Origin of the sequence: Kribbella ginsengisoli, from assembly GCF_039537185.1 — a bacterium.
Classification (GTDB): domain Bacteria; phylum Actinomycetota; class Actinomycetes; order Propionibacteriales; family Kribbellaceae; genus Kribbella; species Kribbella koreensis.
In genome coordinates this window covers 509,907-526,728 of the sequence record NZ_BAABAA010000003.1, presented here as the reverse complement: position 1 = coordinate 526,728, position 16,822 = coordinate 509,907, and the positions used below count along the sequence as shown (strand labels likewise).

Below are 16,822 nucleotides of genomic sequence, written 5' to 3'. Positions count from 1 at the left end.
CCCGGGGTCTCGGCGCCTTCCGGTCGGGGTCAGCGGAGTTGTTCGTTCATGATCAGGAAGGCGCCCAGGCCGTGGCGGTCGTTGGTGGCTCGGTCCCGGGCGATGTAGTACGCGTAGTCGCCTACGTTGGTGCCGATGGAGATGTCCTTGAGGTTGGTACGGCCGTCACTTCCTAGAGAGAGTTTGGCGAGGACGCCTTGATACCCGCGTTGGGCGACCGTGCTGTAGGAGGCGTCCACGTAGCCGCGCTGGACGGCTCGGGAGATGACGAAGGTGTACATGCTGGAGCAGGAGGTCTCGGTCCAGTTGTCGGAGCGGCCGCCTTTGTCGACCACCTGGAACCAGCGGCCGGTGGCGGGGTCCTGGTAGGTCTTGTAGGCCGCGATGAGCTTCTGCAGCACTTGGAGTAGTTCGGCCCGGCGGGGTTGGCTGGCGGGGATCACCTCCAGTACGTCGATCGCGGCCATCCCGTACCAGCCCTCAGCCCGGCACCAGACCTCGGGGGACTGGCCGGTGCTGGGGTCGGCCCAGGACTGGGTGTGCGATTCGTCGTACGCGTGCCGCAGCAACCCCGTGGACCGCTGCAGGTGACTCGCATACGTCAGGAGCTGGTCGACCGTCTCCTTGTTCGTGTACGCCGAATCGCCGAACTCCCGCCCGTACTCCGCCAGGAACGGGTTCACCATGAAGACCCCGTCGCCCCACAGCTGGTGCTGCCGGCTGGTCGCGTGCCAGAAGCCGCCGTCGGCCGTGCGGGGATAGGTCTTCAACCGGTTGCGGATCTTCGTCGCGGCGATCTTGTACCGGTCCTGCCCGGTCTCGTGATGCAGGATCACCAGCAGCCGCCCCGACAGCATGCTGTCCAGGTTGCCGAAGCTGTTGTCGATGTTCCCGCTGCTGTCGACGAACCGGTCGACCCAGGACTTGATGTACGCCAGGTACTTCGGGTTGTGCGTCCGCTGATAGACCAGGTACTGCCCGTACAGATAGAGCCCGTTCGTGTACGACCAGCCGCCGAGCGAACCGGGCGTGTACCGGGCCATCGTCGAGTCCACCATTGCCACCGACCAGTCGGTACTCCGAGCGGCCGGCGCGCTAAAACCCGCCGGCAACCTGTACTGAGCGATGACCTTCGTGAAGTCGTACGCCTTCTGCGAAACCCCACTGCAGTCGTCACCGGCGCCACCACCCGAGCAGGCCCGATCCCGGTTGACCGACCAGAACGTGAAGCGGGCCAGGTGATGCTGCTGCGCGTACGCGAGCAACGTCTTGAAATCAGCCAGCCGAACCGTCTCACTGGAGTCGTCGGTCTTGCCGTTCATCGACGAGATGCCCATCCGCCGGTACGCCTGGTCGTCGCTGTAGCCGTAGGCGCTCTTCAGCTTCGCCTTCAGCCCCTCGGACGCCTTCATCGACAGCGTTGCCATGTTGGTGCTGCCACCACCGAAGTCGAACGGCATCAGGACCCAGCCGTCGTTCGCCAACCCCGCCGCGGCGCCCTTGCTGATCAGCCCGCTGCCCCACGAGTCCGGGCCGCCCTGGTCGGTGCCCATCGTGATGTAGGTCTTGAGACCGGGGTTGTTCGTCTTGATGATCTTCAGCGCGTCGATCACCCGCTTCTGCACGGTGTTGTTCTGGAACTCGGTGTTCTCGATGTCGATGTCGATCGCCTTCAGCGCATAGGCGTTGATCACCTTCTGGTAGGCGCCGGCCAGCGCCGAGGCGCTGGTGCACGCCTGGCCGAGTTTCTTGCCGGACCAGCCGCCGAAGGACGGGATGACGTCGCCGCCGGCCGCGCGGATGCTGTTGATCGCGGCCTGGTCGCTGCCGCCGGTGAGGGCGCGGCTGCCGTCCCACTTCGGGTTGCAGCCGCCGTCGGACAGGATGAAGGCGAGCGTGAACCACTTGTTGCCGGCCGCCTTCATCACGTCGGTGGGCTTCTGCGGATTGCCCCAACCCAGGTACAGGTAGGGCGCCGCCGGCATCGCTGCTGGGTCCGCCGCGACAGCTTTCAGAGTGCTGGCGGCTTTCCCGGTGGTGAGGTTGGAGCGGAGGATCTTGTCGGAGCCGTCCGGCTGGCCGCCGTTGTTGTCGGCGTTCGTGGTGGTGAACCAGATCGCGTTCTCACCCGGCACCTTCGCGACCGCGCGCAGCCGTCCGTACGTCCCGCTCCAGTGCGACGTGACCGTCCCGACGTTCTCGCCGTTGAGCGGGATCCGCCACATCCGCTGACCCCGCAACGCCGCCATGAACAGCGCGCCGTTGGCATAAGCGAGCCCACTCGGCGAGGCCGACGACACCGACCACGTCTTCTTCGGGTTCGTCATACCGGCCGTGCTGCAACTGCCTTCGCAGGTCGGCCAGCCGTAGTTCTTGCCCGGCTGGATCAGGTTGAGCTCGTCCGACGTCGAGTCGCCGAGTTCGGACGACCAGAGCCGTCCGGCCGAGTCCCAGGCCAGCCCCTGCGGATTGCGGTGACCGTAGCTGTAGACCGCAGTACCGAACGGGTTGCCCGGAGCAGCCGCGCCCGTCTTGGTGATGCGCAGGATCTTGCCGTTGAGCGCGTTCTTGTCCTGGGCCAGGTTGCCCTGCTGCGAGTCGCCGATCGCGACGTACAGGTAGCCGTCCGGACCGAACCGGATCCGGCCGCCGTTGTGGTAGCGGCTCTTCCGCATCCCGCTCAGGATCGTGCCGTAGCTGGACAGCGCCGTCCCGTTGAAGTTCATCTTCGCGACGCGGTTGCCCTCGGACGCCGTGTGCATGAAGAACACCTGCTGGTCCGAGCCGCCGTTCCAGGTCGGCGAGAACGCGACGCCCATCAGGCCGCCTTCGCCGTCGGTGGTGACAGCGTTCGGTACGGTCCCGACCTGCGTCTTGCCCGAGCCGTTCTTGTTGATCTTGAAGACCTTGAACGAGTCCCGCTCGGTCACCAGCGCGAAGCTGCCGTCCGGCGCCCAGGCGATGTCCCACGGGATCGACCAGCCGGTGGAGACCTGCGTCGGCGTCGCCGGGTTGTTGCCGCCTTCGCAAGCCCCTGTCGTGAAGGTCGCCGTCGGGCTCTTCGCAGAGGTGTTGCCCGCGGCATCCTTCGCCACGACATGGATCGTGTACGCCGTATTGCAAGCGAGCGTGCTCAACGTCTTCGACGTCGCGGGCGGCGTACCGGTCACGGAGTCGAGTACTGCGTTGCTGGCATTCCTGACGTCGTACTGCGTAACGCCCCGATTATCCGTAGACGCGCCCCACGACACGGTGGCCCCAGTCTGGTTGACCCCGGTAACCGTGGGCTGCCCCGGAGCGGATGGCGGCGTCGGGTCACCCGGATCAGCCGTCGTCGTGCAGATCGCCTCCGGGCTGGTCGCCGACACATTGCCGGCCGCATCCCGCCCGAACACCGACAACTCGTACTGTGCGTTCGGCCGCAACCCGGTCAACCGATACGGCGACCCCGGCGGATTCGGGGCCTCCGCGATCTTCTGCCCCTGGTTGTAGATGTCGTACGCGACGACCCCCACGTTGTCCGTCGACGCCGGGAAGCTCAGGGTCAGCGCGTTGAAGGTGATGTCGCTGCAGACCGGTTGCCCCGGCGCTGTCGGGTGCTCGGTGTCCGACGGCGCACCGACCTGCAGCCGATCCAGGTTCGGACCGCCGTTCGCGGTGGTCGCGGTGGCCCGGATCGTGTTGCTTCCGGCAACCAAAGTGGTGTTGACGACCGCGTCCTGCCAGGTCGTCCAAGCACCCGTCCCCGGGAACGATCGCGCGGTCGCGACGGTCGTTCCGTTCACCGTGATCGTCATCGGCCGGTCGGTGGTCGTCCCGTTGGCGAACCGGAAGGTGAGGCCCGCAGGCCCCGCCGAAGCCGCGGACACGGTGAACTGCACGTAGCTACCGGTGACGTTGTCGTAGTTGACGAACCCGGTCCCCGTGTAGCCGGTGTGGTTGGACTCCACCACGCCCTTGGAGATCGTCGCGTTCTCTGCTTGGTAGTCGGTTGCCGCTGGAGCAGCGGACGCGGGTGTCGGTATCAGTAGCAGCGCGGAGAGCACTGCCAGCCAGCGAGCCTTCATCGAGCGACCTCCAGGTAGTCGAGGTTGGGCGTGCCGCCGGTGCTGGTGGCGGTCGCGCGGATCACGTTCTGGCCGGCGGCGAGATTCACCGTCGTCACGTTGTCGCGCCACAGCGTCCAGGCCCCGGTGTTCGGGAAACTGACGTTCTTCTTGACCACGACGCCGTTGACGGAGATGTCCATCGGGCGGTCGGTGGTGGTGCCGTTGGCGTGGTCGAACACGAGAGTTGCGGCGCCGGCCTGCGGCTGCGCGACCGTCCACTCGACATAGCTGCCGACGGCGTTGGGCGTGTTGACGAAGCCAGTACCGGAGTACCCGGAGTGGTCCTTGTCCACTGTGCTTCCGGGGGTGGAGCTGGCCAGCTCGGCTTCGTAGCGGGTCGTAGTACCGACCCGGGAGACGCGGTAGATGACAGTGCCGTGCGCTGGGACGGATGCGCTGATACTGCCGCTGGTACTACGGGTTGTCTTGCTCCACAGGTCCTTCAGCTCGTACGACGAGGAGCCGCCGAGCCCTAGCGCAGCGGCCGTAGTACTGATCGTGGCTGCAGCCGTGGTCTCGTTGGAGAGGGCTACTGCGCGGTCGCCGTTGGCCAGGGTCTTGCCGTAGACGACCAGGCCGCCGCTGGAGCTGACTACTGTCGCCTGGCGGCCGAGCCGGTCCTGGTCGACAGCGATGACGTCCTGGTTGGTGAGGATGCTGTACGTCTCGTCAGAGGCCTTGCGGAGGTCAGTACCGATCAGCAGCGGGGCAGACATCATCGCCCAGAGACTGAGGTGCGTCTTGTACTCCGCAGCGGTCATCCCGCCGTTGCCGACCTCGAGCATGTCCGGGTCGTTCCAGTGCCCAGGACCCGCGTACTGCGCCAGGACTCGGTTGGCCTGGGCCTTGCTGATCATGCTCGACCAGTTGTCGCTGATGTCGCCCGTGGTACGCCAGAGGTTGCCGACGTCGCCGCCCCACTCCCACACGCGCGGCGGGCCTGTCCGGCCCCACTCGCAGATCGAGTAGGTGATCGGGCGACCGGTGTCGCGCAGGGCGTCCCGCATGGCCTTGTAGCGCTGCTGGGCGTCGACGTTCTGGTTGTTGCAGTTGTCGTACTTGAGGTAGTCGACACCCCAGGAGGCGAACAGGTTCGCGTCCTGCTTCTCATGCCCGAGCCCACCAGGGAACCCGGCCTTGTCGCAGGTCTTGGTGCCGGCGCTCGTGTAGAGGCCGAACTTGAGCCCTTTGCCCTGCACGTAGTCGGCCAGCGCCTTGATGCCGTTGGGGAAGCGGGCGGGGTCGGGTACGAGGTTGCCCTGGGCGTTGCGCTGGGGGAGTGCCCAGCAGTCGTCGATGTTGACGTACTGGTATCCGGCCGCCTTCAGGCCCTTGCTGACGAACAGGTCCGCGATGCCCTTGATCATCGCCTCGTTGAACTCCGCCCGGCACTTGGTCGAGTTCCAGTTGTTGAACCCCATCGGTGGCGTCCGCGCCAGGCCGTTCTCGAGCGCAACCGCCATCGCTGGCCGGGCCGTCGTCTCCAGGTAGTCGATGTTCGGTCCACCGAGTGCTGTGGTCGCACTGAGCCGCACGGTGTTCGTGCCGGCCTGCAGGGCGGCAGTGACCGGCACTGTCTGCCAGGTGGTCCAGGCGCCGGTACCAGGGAACGCCTGAGCGGCTGCGACGACTGTGCCGTTGACTGCCACGCTCATCGGCCGGTTGACCGTGGTGCCGTTGGCATGGCGGATGCCCAGCGTGTAGCTGCCTGCGGTGGGCGCATTGACCGTCCACTCGACGCTGGCGCCGACTGCGTTGGTGGTGTTGCAGAAGCCGGTACCGGAGTACCCGGCGTGGTCGCTGTCGACAGTGCCTTGGCACACGGCGTTCTCGGCCTCTAGCCGGGTGCTGCTGGGAGGTGTGCAGTTGCCGCTGGATCCCGTGGCGTTGACTCGCAGTGCGCCGCCGGTGGTGTTCTGGCCTGTTGCGCAGTACCCGGTGACGGTCTGGAACCCGATGTCATGTGGGCTGTTGGTGCCGCGCTCGGCGGTGAAGCCGTCCAGCCGGACGTTGTTGCTCTCGTTCGCGATCACGGCCGGCCGGCCGTCGTTGGACGCGAACTCGACCGAGCTGTTGGTGAACTTCACGCCGTCGACCCGGCGGAGGTACCAGCCGTAGGCGGGCCGGGTGCCGATGCTGTTCGGGTTGTAGTTGGTCGGATCGTTACTCGGTACGCCCGTGCTCATCGTGCCGTTGCCGCCGGGGACGGTGAGCTTGACGTTGTCGAAGCTGACGTTGCGGATCCGGTTGGCGGCGGCCGCTTCGCCCCAGAGCGTCGAGCTGTAGGCGGTACCGGCTGAGCCGTTGTAGGTACCGGTGACGTTCTGGTAGGTGATGTCGCTGATGCCACCGATCCCCGGGCTGTCGCCGCAGCGCCGGCGGGTGCCGATCTTCTGCATGATGTGGCCGCGGGTGCCGGACATCGTGATGTCGCGGTAGTGCACGTCGGAGATCTTGCTGCCGTCCATCGAGACCAGGCCGAGCCCGGACTTGCCGGCGCCGGTGATGGTGATCCGCTCGAAGACGTAGTCGGTGAAGTCGCCGCAGGTCTCCGAGCCGAACATCAGCGCGTTGCAGCAGCCGGCGGACAGCTTGGAGTCGCTCACCCGGACGTGGCCGTTGTCGATCGTCTGGCCGAGGGCCCAGTCGCTCTTGAAGACCAGGGCGTCGTCGTTGGCCGCGATGTTCGCGTTGGTGACGGTGACGTTCTTGGCGTTGATCACGTTCCAGCCGTCGCGGTCGCCGGCGGTCTCGACCCTCAGGTTGTTGGAGGTGATGTTGTCGCAGCCGTTGCTGAGGATCGCGAAGTGGCCGCCCTGGCGGAGCCTGATGCCGTCGATCTTCAGGCCGTTGCAGCGGGTCAGCGAGATGATCTTGTCGGCCTGGCCGGCCTTGGGGTTGCCGGTGATCAGGTGGTCGTCGCCGTCGATCGTGCCGGTGCCGGTGAAGGTGACGTTGGTCAGCCGGTCGCCGTACATCATCGCGTTGTGGAAGTGGCTGTGGCCGTAGTCCTGGTACTCGTCGTTCGGGTTCGGCTCGGCGGCGTCGTAGGTGTCGTTGCCGGCGCCGAGGATGGTGGAGCCGGCGTCGAGCTGGATGGTGAGGTTGCTCTTCAGGTGGATCGTGTTGGCTGAGCGGTAGTTGCCGGCGGTGAACCGGACGGTGCCGCCGCCGGCCGCGCTGGCGGCGTTGATCGCCTTGTTGATGGCCGCTGTGTCATTGGTGGTGCCGTCGCCTTTGGCGCCGTAGTCACGGACGTCGAAGGTGGCGGCGTGGGCTGGTGAGGTTGGCAGGATGAACAAGGTCAGCACTGCAAGGACCATGAAGATCCATCGAGTTCGCACAACTGCCTCCTGGGGCGGGCGGAGAGATGTGACGGACTAGCTGGTGCGGCGAGCACGCCGGTCGGGGGCGCTCGCGGTCGGGATGGTCGCCCGGGCTAGGGCGGTGGCGGTCGAGGCTGTCGCCGGGGTGCGGCGTCAGCGGTCGAGGTAGTCGAGGTTGGGGCCGCCGGTGGCTGTGGTCGCCGTGAGGGTGATGGTGTTGGGGCCGGACTGGAGGGTGGCGGCGACCGGGGCGGTCTGCCAGGTGGTCCAGGCGCCGGTCGGGGCGAATTGCTGGGTACCTGCCGCTACGCCGTTGACGGTGACGGTCATGGGGCGGGCGGCCGTGGTGCCGTTGGCATAGTCGATGGAGAGGTTCGCTGGGCCGGCAGTGGTCGCGTTGACCGTCCACTGGAGGCTGGCGCCGATGGCGTTGTCGGTGTTGCAGAAGCCGGTACCGGAGTACCCGGCGTGGTCGCTGTCGACGGTGCCTTGGCAGGTGGCGTTCTCGGCCTCGTACCGGGTCGAGGGGGTGCCTGCGCCCGCGTACGACGTACCGACCCAGGCCTCGTCGATGCGGAGGCGCTTGTAGCGGATGGTGTCGCTGGACGCCGCGTAGGTGTTGAGCACCTCGAGCCGTACGTGCCGCGCGGTCTGTGCGGGGAGGTCGATGAACGCTACCGCTCTGTGGCTCGGCAGGGTGCCGGTCTTGATCGGGTTGCCCCAGTTGGTGCCGTCGCTGCTGACGTAGACCTTGTAGTCGCGGATGCGGGCGGATTGCTCGGTTGCCGAGCGGGCGTAGCTGACCGAGTCCTCGCGCTGGTTGATACCGAGGTACTGGATCCGCTTCGGTGCTTTGAGGTCGAAGCGCAGGGAGACGGGGGTGGTCTTGTTGCTGTCCCAGTACGTCAGGTAGCTACCGTCCGTGGCGTTGCCGGGATTGCTGCCGGCCGAGGCGGTCGTCGTATACGTGGTGGGCGGGATGATCCCCTCGCGGCCGTCGGTCTCGACGCGGAAGACCGTGTCGTACGGGTCCCAGGTGGTGAGGCCGGTCAGGGTGAGGGTGCCGTTGGCCTGGCTGCTGGCGATGGTGGCGCCGGTGCGGAGGTTGGTGACTCTGGTGACGCGGTAGCCGTTGTCGCGGATCTTGAGGGTGCTGCCCGAGGGCTTGGTGAGGACGTGGACGTAGTGCAGGTCCGGGTTGGTGGAGCTCACGGTGGTGACGCCGTGGGCGCCGTCGTTCCAGTCGCCGGGTTGCAGGCCGCCGCGGTCGTAGCCGCCTCCCGTCGTACCGGTGACGGACGGCCAGATCGGGTCGAGATATTTGTCAAGAAGGTTGTTGAATTGCTCCTGCTTGGCCGGGAAGCGGCCGTTGACCATCGCCGTCTCGGCCATCAGCGACTTCACCGAGGAGCCGGTGTTGCTGATCAGCCGGCCGATGTTGAGCCCGGTGTCGACGGCGGGGTCGCCACCGCCGTACCACCAGGAACCGGTGCTCGGGAGCTTGAAGTCGGCCTCGATCAGGCGGGGTGCCGCGGTGTAGATCGCCTGCGGGTAGTCGTAGGCGGGGGACATGCCGGTCTTCTGCTCGTTGCTGATCATGTCCATGATCGGCGTGTCCTCGTTGTTGTTGCTGAGGGTGAAGCTGGGCCGGTCCTGGCGGATCTTCTCGTACAGCCCGTGGGTCTCCCAGTAGGCGTTGTCGTTGTCGATCCAGAAGCCGCCGAGCGCCGGGTACCGCTGCATCACCTCGACGAAGTTGTCGTAGCTGAACTCGCCGAATCCGTCGCGGGTGGTCAGGTCGACGGACTTGCCCTTGTACTGCGAGTAGGCAGCCGAGTCGAGCCAGCTTTTCCCTGCCGGCAGGCCTTCCGCGTGCCATTGCGGGTCGTCGGTCATGTAGAGGATGACCTTCAGGCCCTTGGCGGTCGCCGCGTCGATGGTCTCCTTGAGGATGTCGCGCTTGGAGTGGCAACTGCCGGGGATGGCTGACGGCCAGGGTCGTGCGTAGCCGAGGCGGCTGTGGAAGGTGGCGAGTACGAGGTACTGGGTGTGGAGCTTCTGCGCCTCGCGGACCCAGTACGCCGGATCCCAGTTGCCCGACGTGACCGCGCTCTCCCAGGCGCTGCAGCTGGTGTAGCCGGGGGAGGTGCGCATCCCCCAGTGCAGGAAGAGCCCGCCGGTCGCCTGGCGGAGAAACTCCTGTCTGGGATGCTGCAACTCGGCGTTGGCCGGTGTCGCTGGGGTGGCGGTGAGAAGCGCGGCGAACAGAGCGCTGGCAAGCAGCACTCCCAGAGCGCGCAGCCGGGACGGACTCAGCATGACAAGCTCCAACCTGGGGGCGAACAGGTTTTGGTTAGGAAGGTTTCCTAATCAATGGCTCGTCCGATCATGACCCCGAGTACCAACCCGGTCAAGATCTGTGACGGTGAATTTTGGGGCGCGGCCCTGAGTGGCGGGTTTTTGTGTTGCCGGCGGCCTGCATCACGCCAGTGCTATGAAAACCTGCTAGCGCCGAGTCAGTGGAGCTGGGGTGGGCAGGGCGGTGGGGCGGCAGGCGCCAGCTGAGGTCGAAGGGGGCGGCTAGGCGGTGGGCTCGTGGCCGCCGCTGGTGTGGTGGGCGGGGGTGGAGCGGGGCGGGGGCTCGTCGGCGGGGGCTTCTAGGGGTGCTAGGCCGTCGGCGGCTTCGGCGGCGCTGCCTACGCCGGTGGTGGAGGTGGCGGGGGCGTCTGGGTCTCGGGTGGTCAGGTTGCCTACGCGGAGGACCTCGCCGTTGCGGACGTACCAGGTGGTGCCGTCTTCGCCGCGGAGGCGGGTGACCCGGAGGCCTACCGCCTCTACTACGCCGGTGGCTTTCTCCATGTCGACCAGGTCGCCTACGCCGTACTGGTCCTCGAAGATCATGAAGATGCCGGCCAGGAAGTCCTTGACCAGGGTCTGGGCGCCGAAGCCGAGTGCTACGCCGATGATGCTTGCGGAGGCGACGACCGGGAGGATGTTGAAGCCGAGTTCGGCCAGGACCATGACGACCAGGACGGCGGTCAGGATGATCGTCACCGAGCTGCACAGGAGCGACGCGATGGTCTCGGCGCGCTGGGTCCGGCGTTCGCTCATCAGGGTCTGTTCGACGAACTCCTGGCCGCGCTTGGAGCGGGCCAGCACGCCGGCCACGGCGCCGTTGCCGGTACGCCGCGCGAAGCGGCGGATCGCCTTGTGCAGCAGCCAGCGGACGATGAAGAACGCGAGGATCAGGCCGACGATCCGGGCCGGGACGGTGATGATCTGGTCGGTCACCTCCAGCTTGCCGTCGTTGCCTCGCCGGAAGAACGTCGGGAAGGTGTCCGGTACGGAAAACAGGGGGTGACTGAGCAGGGACACGGGGTAACTGAGCAGAATAGGCATCTCGCCGCCCTACTGTAGTGATCGCCGCCAGGATCTCTGCAATCCCCGACCGGAGATTTCGCGAGGAGGAACGAACGGATATGCCGAGCCGGCTGCAGGACGAGCTGACCAGGCTGGTGTCTGCGGGCGTCCTGCGCCCCCACCAGGCCGAGGCCCTCCGCGCAGCCGCCGAAGCAGACGCCGCCGCGCCTCGCGCCGCCTCCAGTGCCGCTCGCTCGGGCGAGGGGTTGGAGGGCGGCCGCCCCGGCGACCCGCCTCGCGTCGTCTCCGGCGCTGCTCGCTCCGCAGACGGGCGGGGCAGCCCAGCAGGTTCCGGGGATGGGCGCAGCGGTGCAGCAGGTCAGTCCGGTAGTGCCCGGGGCTGGGAGCGGCGACCGCCTCCCACGGCTGTGCATTCGTCTGCGCTGACTGAGGTCTTGGGGTATATCGGGGGTGCGTTGCTGCTGGGGGCGGTGGCGCTTCTTACGCTGGCCAACTGGGGCGAGATGGGGCGGGCGGCCCGGATCAGTACTGGGGCCAGTGCGGCGATCATCTTGCTGGGCACGGCGGGGGTGCTGGCCCTGTTGCGGCGCCGGGAGCAGTTGAGTTCGGCGTTGGCGTCGCTGGGGTGTTGTGTGGCGGGCTTCGCCACCTATGTCGCGATCGAAGGGGAGACCGGCCGGGTCGTCGGAGTCGCCGTGGCGCTTGCGCTGGCGGTCCTCGGGGTGTGGTGGCTGGCCGGGTCTTCGTTGCTGGTGGCAACTTTCGGGATCCTGGCCGTCGGTGTGTTGGTGATCACCGCGGACGTCCTCACTCCGGACACTTCGACGACCACCAACTCCGCCGGCATCGCTGGTACCGGTTTCATCCTCGTCGCCTTCGTGATGGCGATGATCGGTCTAGTCCGCGACCAGGTGACCGCGTGGTCACTCGCCGGCGCAGCGATGTTCAGTTCCTCCATCTGCTGGCTGGTCCAAGAGCGAGGCGAGGTGATGGCCCTCGCCGTCGGTACTGCGGGCCCGGCCGCACTCCTGGTCGCCTACGGCCGCCGCCACGCATCGGCGTACGCCGTAGTCGGCTGCTCGATCCTCCTGGTCATCTGGCCGATCTCCCTCTACCAGCTGACCAACAACGTCGCCGGTGTCGCCATCGGCCTGGTAGTCGCCAGTACTGCGCTCCTGCTGGCCGTCTTGCTCCTCACCCGCCGCCAACGAAGACTGGTCGAGTGAGAGTCGTAGTACTCGGCGCCGGCATCTCCGGTCTGTCCACCGCAACCCTCCTCAGGCAGCGCGGCGACGAGGTGATCGTGGTCAGCGCTCATCCCACCGAAGCGACCACCTCCCACCTGGCAGCAGCTGTCTGGTTCCCAACCGCAGCAGCCCCCGCAGACAAGGTCGCCAGCTGGGGCACCACCACGTACGACGTACTAGCCGCCGAAGCCGCCCGTGGAGTCCCAGGCGTAGTCATGCGCGAGTCACTCGTCCTCTACCGCGACGAGCCGCAACCCCAACCCTGGGCCGAGGCTGTAGGCGACATCCGCCCAGCCCGACCCGACGAGCTCCCACCCGGCTACAGCCACGGCCTGCGCTTCGCCGTACCGCTCGTCGAGATGCCCACGTACCTGCCCTGGCTCTACCGCCAGTACCTCGACGGAGGCGGCCAGCAGGAGACCCGCCGGATAGACCGTCTCGACGATCTGGAAGATCTCCAGCCAGACGTCATCGTCAACTGCGCGGGACTAGCCGCCGGAGTACTGGTCGGCGACACCAGCACCTACCCGATCCGCGGTCAGATCGTAAGAGTCACCAACCCAGGCCTGACCCTGTCCGTCCGCGACGAGCACCACCCGGCCGGCCGCGCCTACGTCCACCCGAGGACGAACGACTGCATCCTCGGCGGCAGCCTCGATGCGGGCGCCTGGGACACCAGGGTCAACGACGAGCTCACCGAGTCGATCGTGGACCGCTGCACCGGCCTGGTCCCGGCGCTGGCCGAGGCGGAGGTCATCGAGGCGCTCGTCGGGCTACGGCCCGGCCGACCCGAGGTGAGGCTCGAGCGGGACGAAGGGCACGGAGTACCGGTGGTGCACAACTACGGGCATGGCGGCAGTGGCATCACCCTGGCGTGGGGGTGCGCAGCGGATGCGGTCAGGGCGTGCGGGTGACCTTCAGACCGCGCAGTGCGAGGCTGCCGTCGGTAGAGGCGCGGCCTAGGTGCAGGTAGCCGCCCCGGTAGGTCTTGTCCTCGACCGTCACCTTCGTCGGGTGGTCGAGGCGGCTCCAGGTGAGCGTGGTCGGCGTGACGTCGAGGCGGAACCGCATCCACTCGCCCGCGAACACCGGCGCGGACTTCCGGACGGCCAGCTTGACCCCCGGCCGCTGCCCGCTCCGATGCGCCCACAGGCCCAGTTCCCCATTGGCCTGCAGGATCGCGTGATAGCCGCTGACGGTCCCGATCCGGTTCTCGTAGTACGAGTCGTCCTCATGGCCGAAGGCCAGCGAGAGGCTCGCGAGCGGGTCGGCCGGCAAGGCGGCGAACGACGCCTGGAACTCGACCGAGTAGACCGGTGAGGTGATCGGGCCGAGATTGCCCAGCGTCAGGAAGTGCTGCGTGCCCTTCGCCGCGAGCCCGATGCTGCCGCCGCGCCCCCAGCTGACGGCGAACCGGTCGTCATAGGGATCCCGCGTGAGCTCGCCCGACACGACCGCTCCGGCCGCCCACTGATCGGTCGTCACCTGCTCGGTCTTACCGAGGATGTAGCCGAGGTTCGAGGTGACCGAGCCCTGCATGCCGAGCGCGGTGTAGTGCGCGACGTCCGCCCGACGGTGCAGCGGATACGGCCAGATCGGGATGCCGGTCGCCACAGCCGCCTCGACCAGCGACGCGTCGAGGTAGCCGCCGGGACCGGCGTTCGGTACGACGATCGCGTCCGTCCGCGGCGACAACTGCGCGGCGACCGACTGGATCGTCTCCGGGGTCATCTCGTCCGGCGTGGTGAAGTACGCGAACACGCCCAGCCCGAGCGACTTCACGTCGGCGATCAGCTTGCTCTTGAAGTAGGTCTTGATCATCACGGCCGATTCCAGCCGGTACTTCGCCACCATCGCCATCATCGGCGCGTAGGCCCGCTCGTCCTTCGCCTCGATCGCGAGGATCACCCGGCCGCCGTACTTGCGCAGGACGTCCTCGAACAGCGGCACCTTGAGCTTCTTCTCCGCCCATTGCGGGCCCAGCCGCGGGATCTGCAGCCAGCCCTTCTCCAGCTGGGAGTACTTGACCGCCCGCAGGTTGCCGGTGAGGTTGGTGGTCCGGTCGAGGGTCGTGTCGTGCATGCAGACCAGCACACTGTCCGCAGTGATGCCGACACTGACCTCCATCGCCTGTACGCCCCAGCCGACCGCAGCGTCGTACGACTCCATGCTGTGCTCGGGGAACACGTCACCGACGCCCCGGTGCGCGACCAGGTAGCGGTCGCCCCGGTCCGCGACCCAGTCGGTGAGGCTGTAGTCGCCGGTGATGCCGATACTGCCGCCGGTCGTCGTCTCGCGACAACCAGTGACCAGCGAGCCGGTTGCGACGGCGCCGAGCAGTCCCAGCGTTGTACGGCGGCTGATCCGGGTCCGCGGCAGCAACTCATCCATCGGGTGCCCTCTCCAACGCACCGCGCAAGTCCCCCCTGCGCGGCATGAATACCTTCCCCGCCCCACCACCCCGGTCAGGCTTAGCCGAAGAGTAAGGGCACCAGCCCGTCCTGCGGCAGTGCTCGATGCACTGTCGTGACGCACGAGAACGCGTAGTGCCGATCCGCCTGCGCGCGGTGACGTACAAGACCCTCCCGGCGCGCGCCGTTGGGTCCCATGGCCCGTGATGCGGCAGACTCGCACGCGTGACTGCTCCCACTCCAGCCCTTGTCGAGCTTGCCGTCGCGCACGGAGTGGCGACCGAGTACTGGAACTGGCAGGGCGAACACGTTCTGGTGTCGTCCGAGGTTGTCTCCACAGTGCTGGCCGCACTCGGTGTCGACGCGTCTACCCCCGAGCAAGCCACCGATGCGCTGGCAGAGCACCAGTTGGCGCGCTGGCGCCGTGTGCTGCCCGCCACGCTGGTGATGCGGGAGGGCTGGACGCCCTGGTTCGCAGTACACCTGCCGCACGGCTCCACTGCCGAGGTGTGGGTCGATCTGGAGGACGGTGGCCAGCGCCGGGACATCCCGCAGCAGGAGCACTGGGTAGAGCCCGAGTGGGTCGACGGCGTGCAGATCGGCGAAGCGACGTACCAGCTGCCGGGGGACCTGCCACTCGGCTACCACCGGCTGTGCGCGCGCATCGGGACCAACCCGGAGATCTCGGTCGGCTCCCTGATCGTCACCCCGCAACGACTCGAGCCGCAGCGACTGCAGCGGACCTGGGGCTGGGTACTCCAGCTGTACTCCGTACGCTCCCGCAGGTCCTGGGGTATCGGCGATCTCCACGACCTGGCCGACCTGGCTGCGTGGTCCGCCAATGACCTCGGCGCCGGCTTCGTACTGGTCAACCCGCTGCACGCAGCCGAGACAGCTGGTCGGATGGAGCCGTCGCCGTACCTGCCGGCCTCCCGCCGGTTCGCGAACCCGCTGTACCTCCGCATCGAGGACATCGACGAGTACGGCGACCTAGCACCCGCCGAGCGCGACCGTGTCCGCACACTGGCCCTCCAGGCCCGAGCATTGAGCGAGGACCCGGACGCGCTGGACCGCGACACCGTCTGGGCCGCCAAGCGCGAGGCGCTGCAGCTCCTGTTCGGCGTCCGCCCGTCCATCGGCCGCATCGCGGAGTACGGCGCGTACTGCGACCGTGAAGGCCAAGGCCTGATCGACTTCGCCACCTGGGCCGCCATCTCGGACGTACACGGTCCCGAGTGGAGCAAGTGGCCCGAGGAGCTGCAGGACCCGAACGCACCCGCAGTCATTGCCTTCCGCAACGACAACCCGGACGCGGTCGAGTTCCACTGCTGGCTGCAGTGGCAGCTCGACGATCAGCTGGCCCGGACCCAGGCGCGAGCCAAGTCGGCCGGCATGTCGCTCGGCATCCTGCATGACCTCGCAGTCGGCGTACACCCTGATGGCGCCGACGCGTGGGCGCTCAAGCGCGTACTGGCCGCGGGCATCCATGTAGGCGCCCCGCCGGACGCGTTCAACCAGCAGGGACAGGACTGGTCGCAACCTCCGTGGCGGCCGGACGCCCTCGCTGCCACCGGCTACGCGCCCTGGCGGGACCTCGTCCGCGCAGTGATCCGGCACGGCGGCGGGCTGCGGATCGACCACATCCTCGGTCTGTTCCGGCTCTGGTGGGTCACCTCGCCGGAGCGGCCGACCGAGGGCACCTACGTGCGCTACGACCACGAGGCGCTGATCGGCATCCTCGTCCTCGAGGCGTCCCGCGCCGGCGTCGTCGTCGTGGGGGAGGACCTGGGCACGGTCGAGCCGTGGGTGCGCGACTACCTCACCGAACGCGGAGTCCTCGGTACGTCGGTGCTGTGGTTCGAGCGCGACGCGAACGGCAACCCGCTCCCGCCCGAGCGCTGGCGTGAACTCTGCCTGGCCACGGTGACGACCCACGACCTGCCGCCGACGGCCGGCTACCTGGCCGGCGACCACGTCGAGCTGCGCGACCGCCTCGGCCTGCTGACCCGCCCGTACGCCGAAGAGCTCGCCGTCGACGAGGCCGAGCGCGACTCCTGGCTGAACGCGTTGCGCGAACGGCACCTGCTGGGCAACGCGGACGGCGACGTCGAGCGCATCGTCGAGGCGCTGCACCGGTACGTCGCGCACACCCCGGCGAAGCTGGTCGGAGTCGCCCTGACCGACGCGGTCGGCGAACGGCGTACCCAGAATCAGCCCGGCACCACGGACGAGTACCCGAACTGGCGGGTCCCGCTCGGCGGCCCCGACGGCATGCCCGTCCTGATCGAGGACCTGCCCAACAACCAACGGCTGCGCCGGCTCATCGGAGTACTGCACTCCTAGGCAGT

Annotated in this window: 8 protein-coding genes; 3 read left to right on the top strand and 5 right to left on the bottom strand. The window is 67.7% G+C overall.

Annotation, left to right across the window (positions count from 1 at the left end; translation table 11 throughout):
- Positions 1-29: 29 nt before the first annotated feature.
- From ABD768_RS16110 to ABD768_RS16095, 4 genes are all read right to left on the bottom strand, one after another.
- Positions 30-4,067, bottom strand: a complete 4,038-nt coding sequence (locus tag ABD768_RS16110; protein WP_344841342.1) for a glycoside hydrolase family 88 protein — start codon at positions 4,065-4,067, stop codon at positions 30-32.
- The gene (locus ABD768_RS16105; RefSeq protein WP_344841340.1) at positions 4,064-7,453 is read right to left on the bottom strand and encodes a CBM35 domain-containing protein; all 3,390 of its coding nucleotides are present in this window, start codon (positions 7,451-7,453) and stop codon (positions 4,064-4,066) included. Before ABD768_RS16105 ends, ABD768_RS16110 begins: the two co-directional genes overlap by 4 nt.
- A gap of 135 nt (positions 7,454-7,588) precedes the next feature.
- Positions 7,589-9,754 (bottom strand): discoidin domain-containing protein, encoded by a 2,166-nt coding sequence (locus ABD768_RS16100; protein ID WP_344841338.1) that lies wholly within the window; start codon positions 9,752-9,754, stop codon positions 7,589-7,591.
- A 261-nt stretch (positions 9,755-10,015) separates the two neighbouring features.
- On the bottom strand, positions 10,016-10,810 hold the full coding sequence (locus ABD768_RS16095; protein ID WP_344841336.1) for a mechanosensitive ion channel family protein: 795 nt from the start codon (positions 10,808-10,810) through the stop codon (positions 10,016-10,018).
- A gap of 104 nt (positions 10,811-10,914) precedes the next feature.
- Between ABD768_RS16095 and ABD768_RS16090 the strand changes: the two genes are divergently transcribed.
- Complete coding sequence (locus ABD768_RS16090) at positions 10,915-12,042, top strand: hypothetical protein (protein WP_344841334.1); 1,128 nt, start codon at positions 10,915-10,917, stop codon at positions 12,040-12,042.
- Positions 12,039-12,977 carry an FAD-dependent oxidoreductase gene (locus ABD768_RS16085; protein ID WP_344841332.1) on the top strand — a complete coding sequence of 313 codons (939 nt, stop codon included), beginning with the start codon at positions 12,039-12,041 and terminating at the stop codon, positions 12,975-12,977. The genes ABD768_RS16090 and ABD768_RS16085 overlap by 4 nt, the downstream gene beginning before the upstream one ends.
- On the opposite strand, the gene ABD768_RS16080 is transcribed toward ABD768_RS16085, so the two are convergent.
- Positions 12,961-14,454, bottom strand: a complete 1,494-nt coding sequence (locus tag ABD768_RS16080) for a glycerophosphodiester phosphodiesterase (protein WP_344841329.1) — start codon at positions 14,452-14,454, stop codon at positions 12,961-12,963. The two genes, ABD768_RS16085 and ABD768_RS16080, sit on opposite strands and share 17 nt — an antisense overlap.
- Before the next feature lie 245 nt (positions 14,455-14,699).
- On the opposite strand from ABD768_RS16080, the gene malQ reads away from it, so the two are divergent.
- A complete protein-coding gene (gene malQ / locus ABD768_RS16075) occupies positions 14,700-16,817 on the top strand; it encodes a 4-alpha-glucanotransferase (protein ID WP_343971301.1) in 2,118 nt (705 codons plus the stop codon).
- Positions 16,818-16,822 lie beyond the last annotated feature (5 nt).

Bases quoted from the DNA above. Each gene is read 5' to 3' on its own strand.
- ABD768_RS16110 (WP_344841342.1), bottom strand. From the start codon at position 4,067: ATGAAGGCTCGCTGGCTGGCAGTGCTCTCCGCGCTGCTACTGATACCG.
- ABD768_RS16100 (WP_344841338.1), bottom strand. From the start codon at position 9,754: ATGCTGAGTCCGTCCCGGCTGCGCGCTCTGGGAGTGCTGCTTGCCAGC.
- ABD768_RS16090 (WP_344841334.1), top strand. From the start codon at position 10,915: ATGCCGAGCCGGCTGCAGGACGAGCTGACCAGGCTGGTGTCTGCGGGC.
- ABD768_RS16080 (WP_344841329.1), bottom strand. From the start codon at position 14,454: ATGGATGAGTTGCTGCCGCGGACCCGGATCAGCCGCCGTACAACGCTG.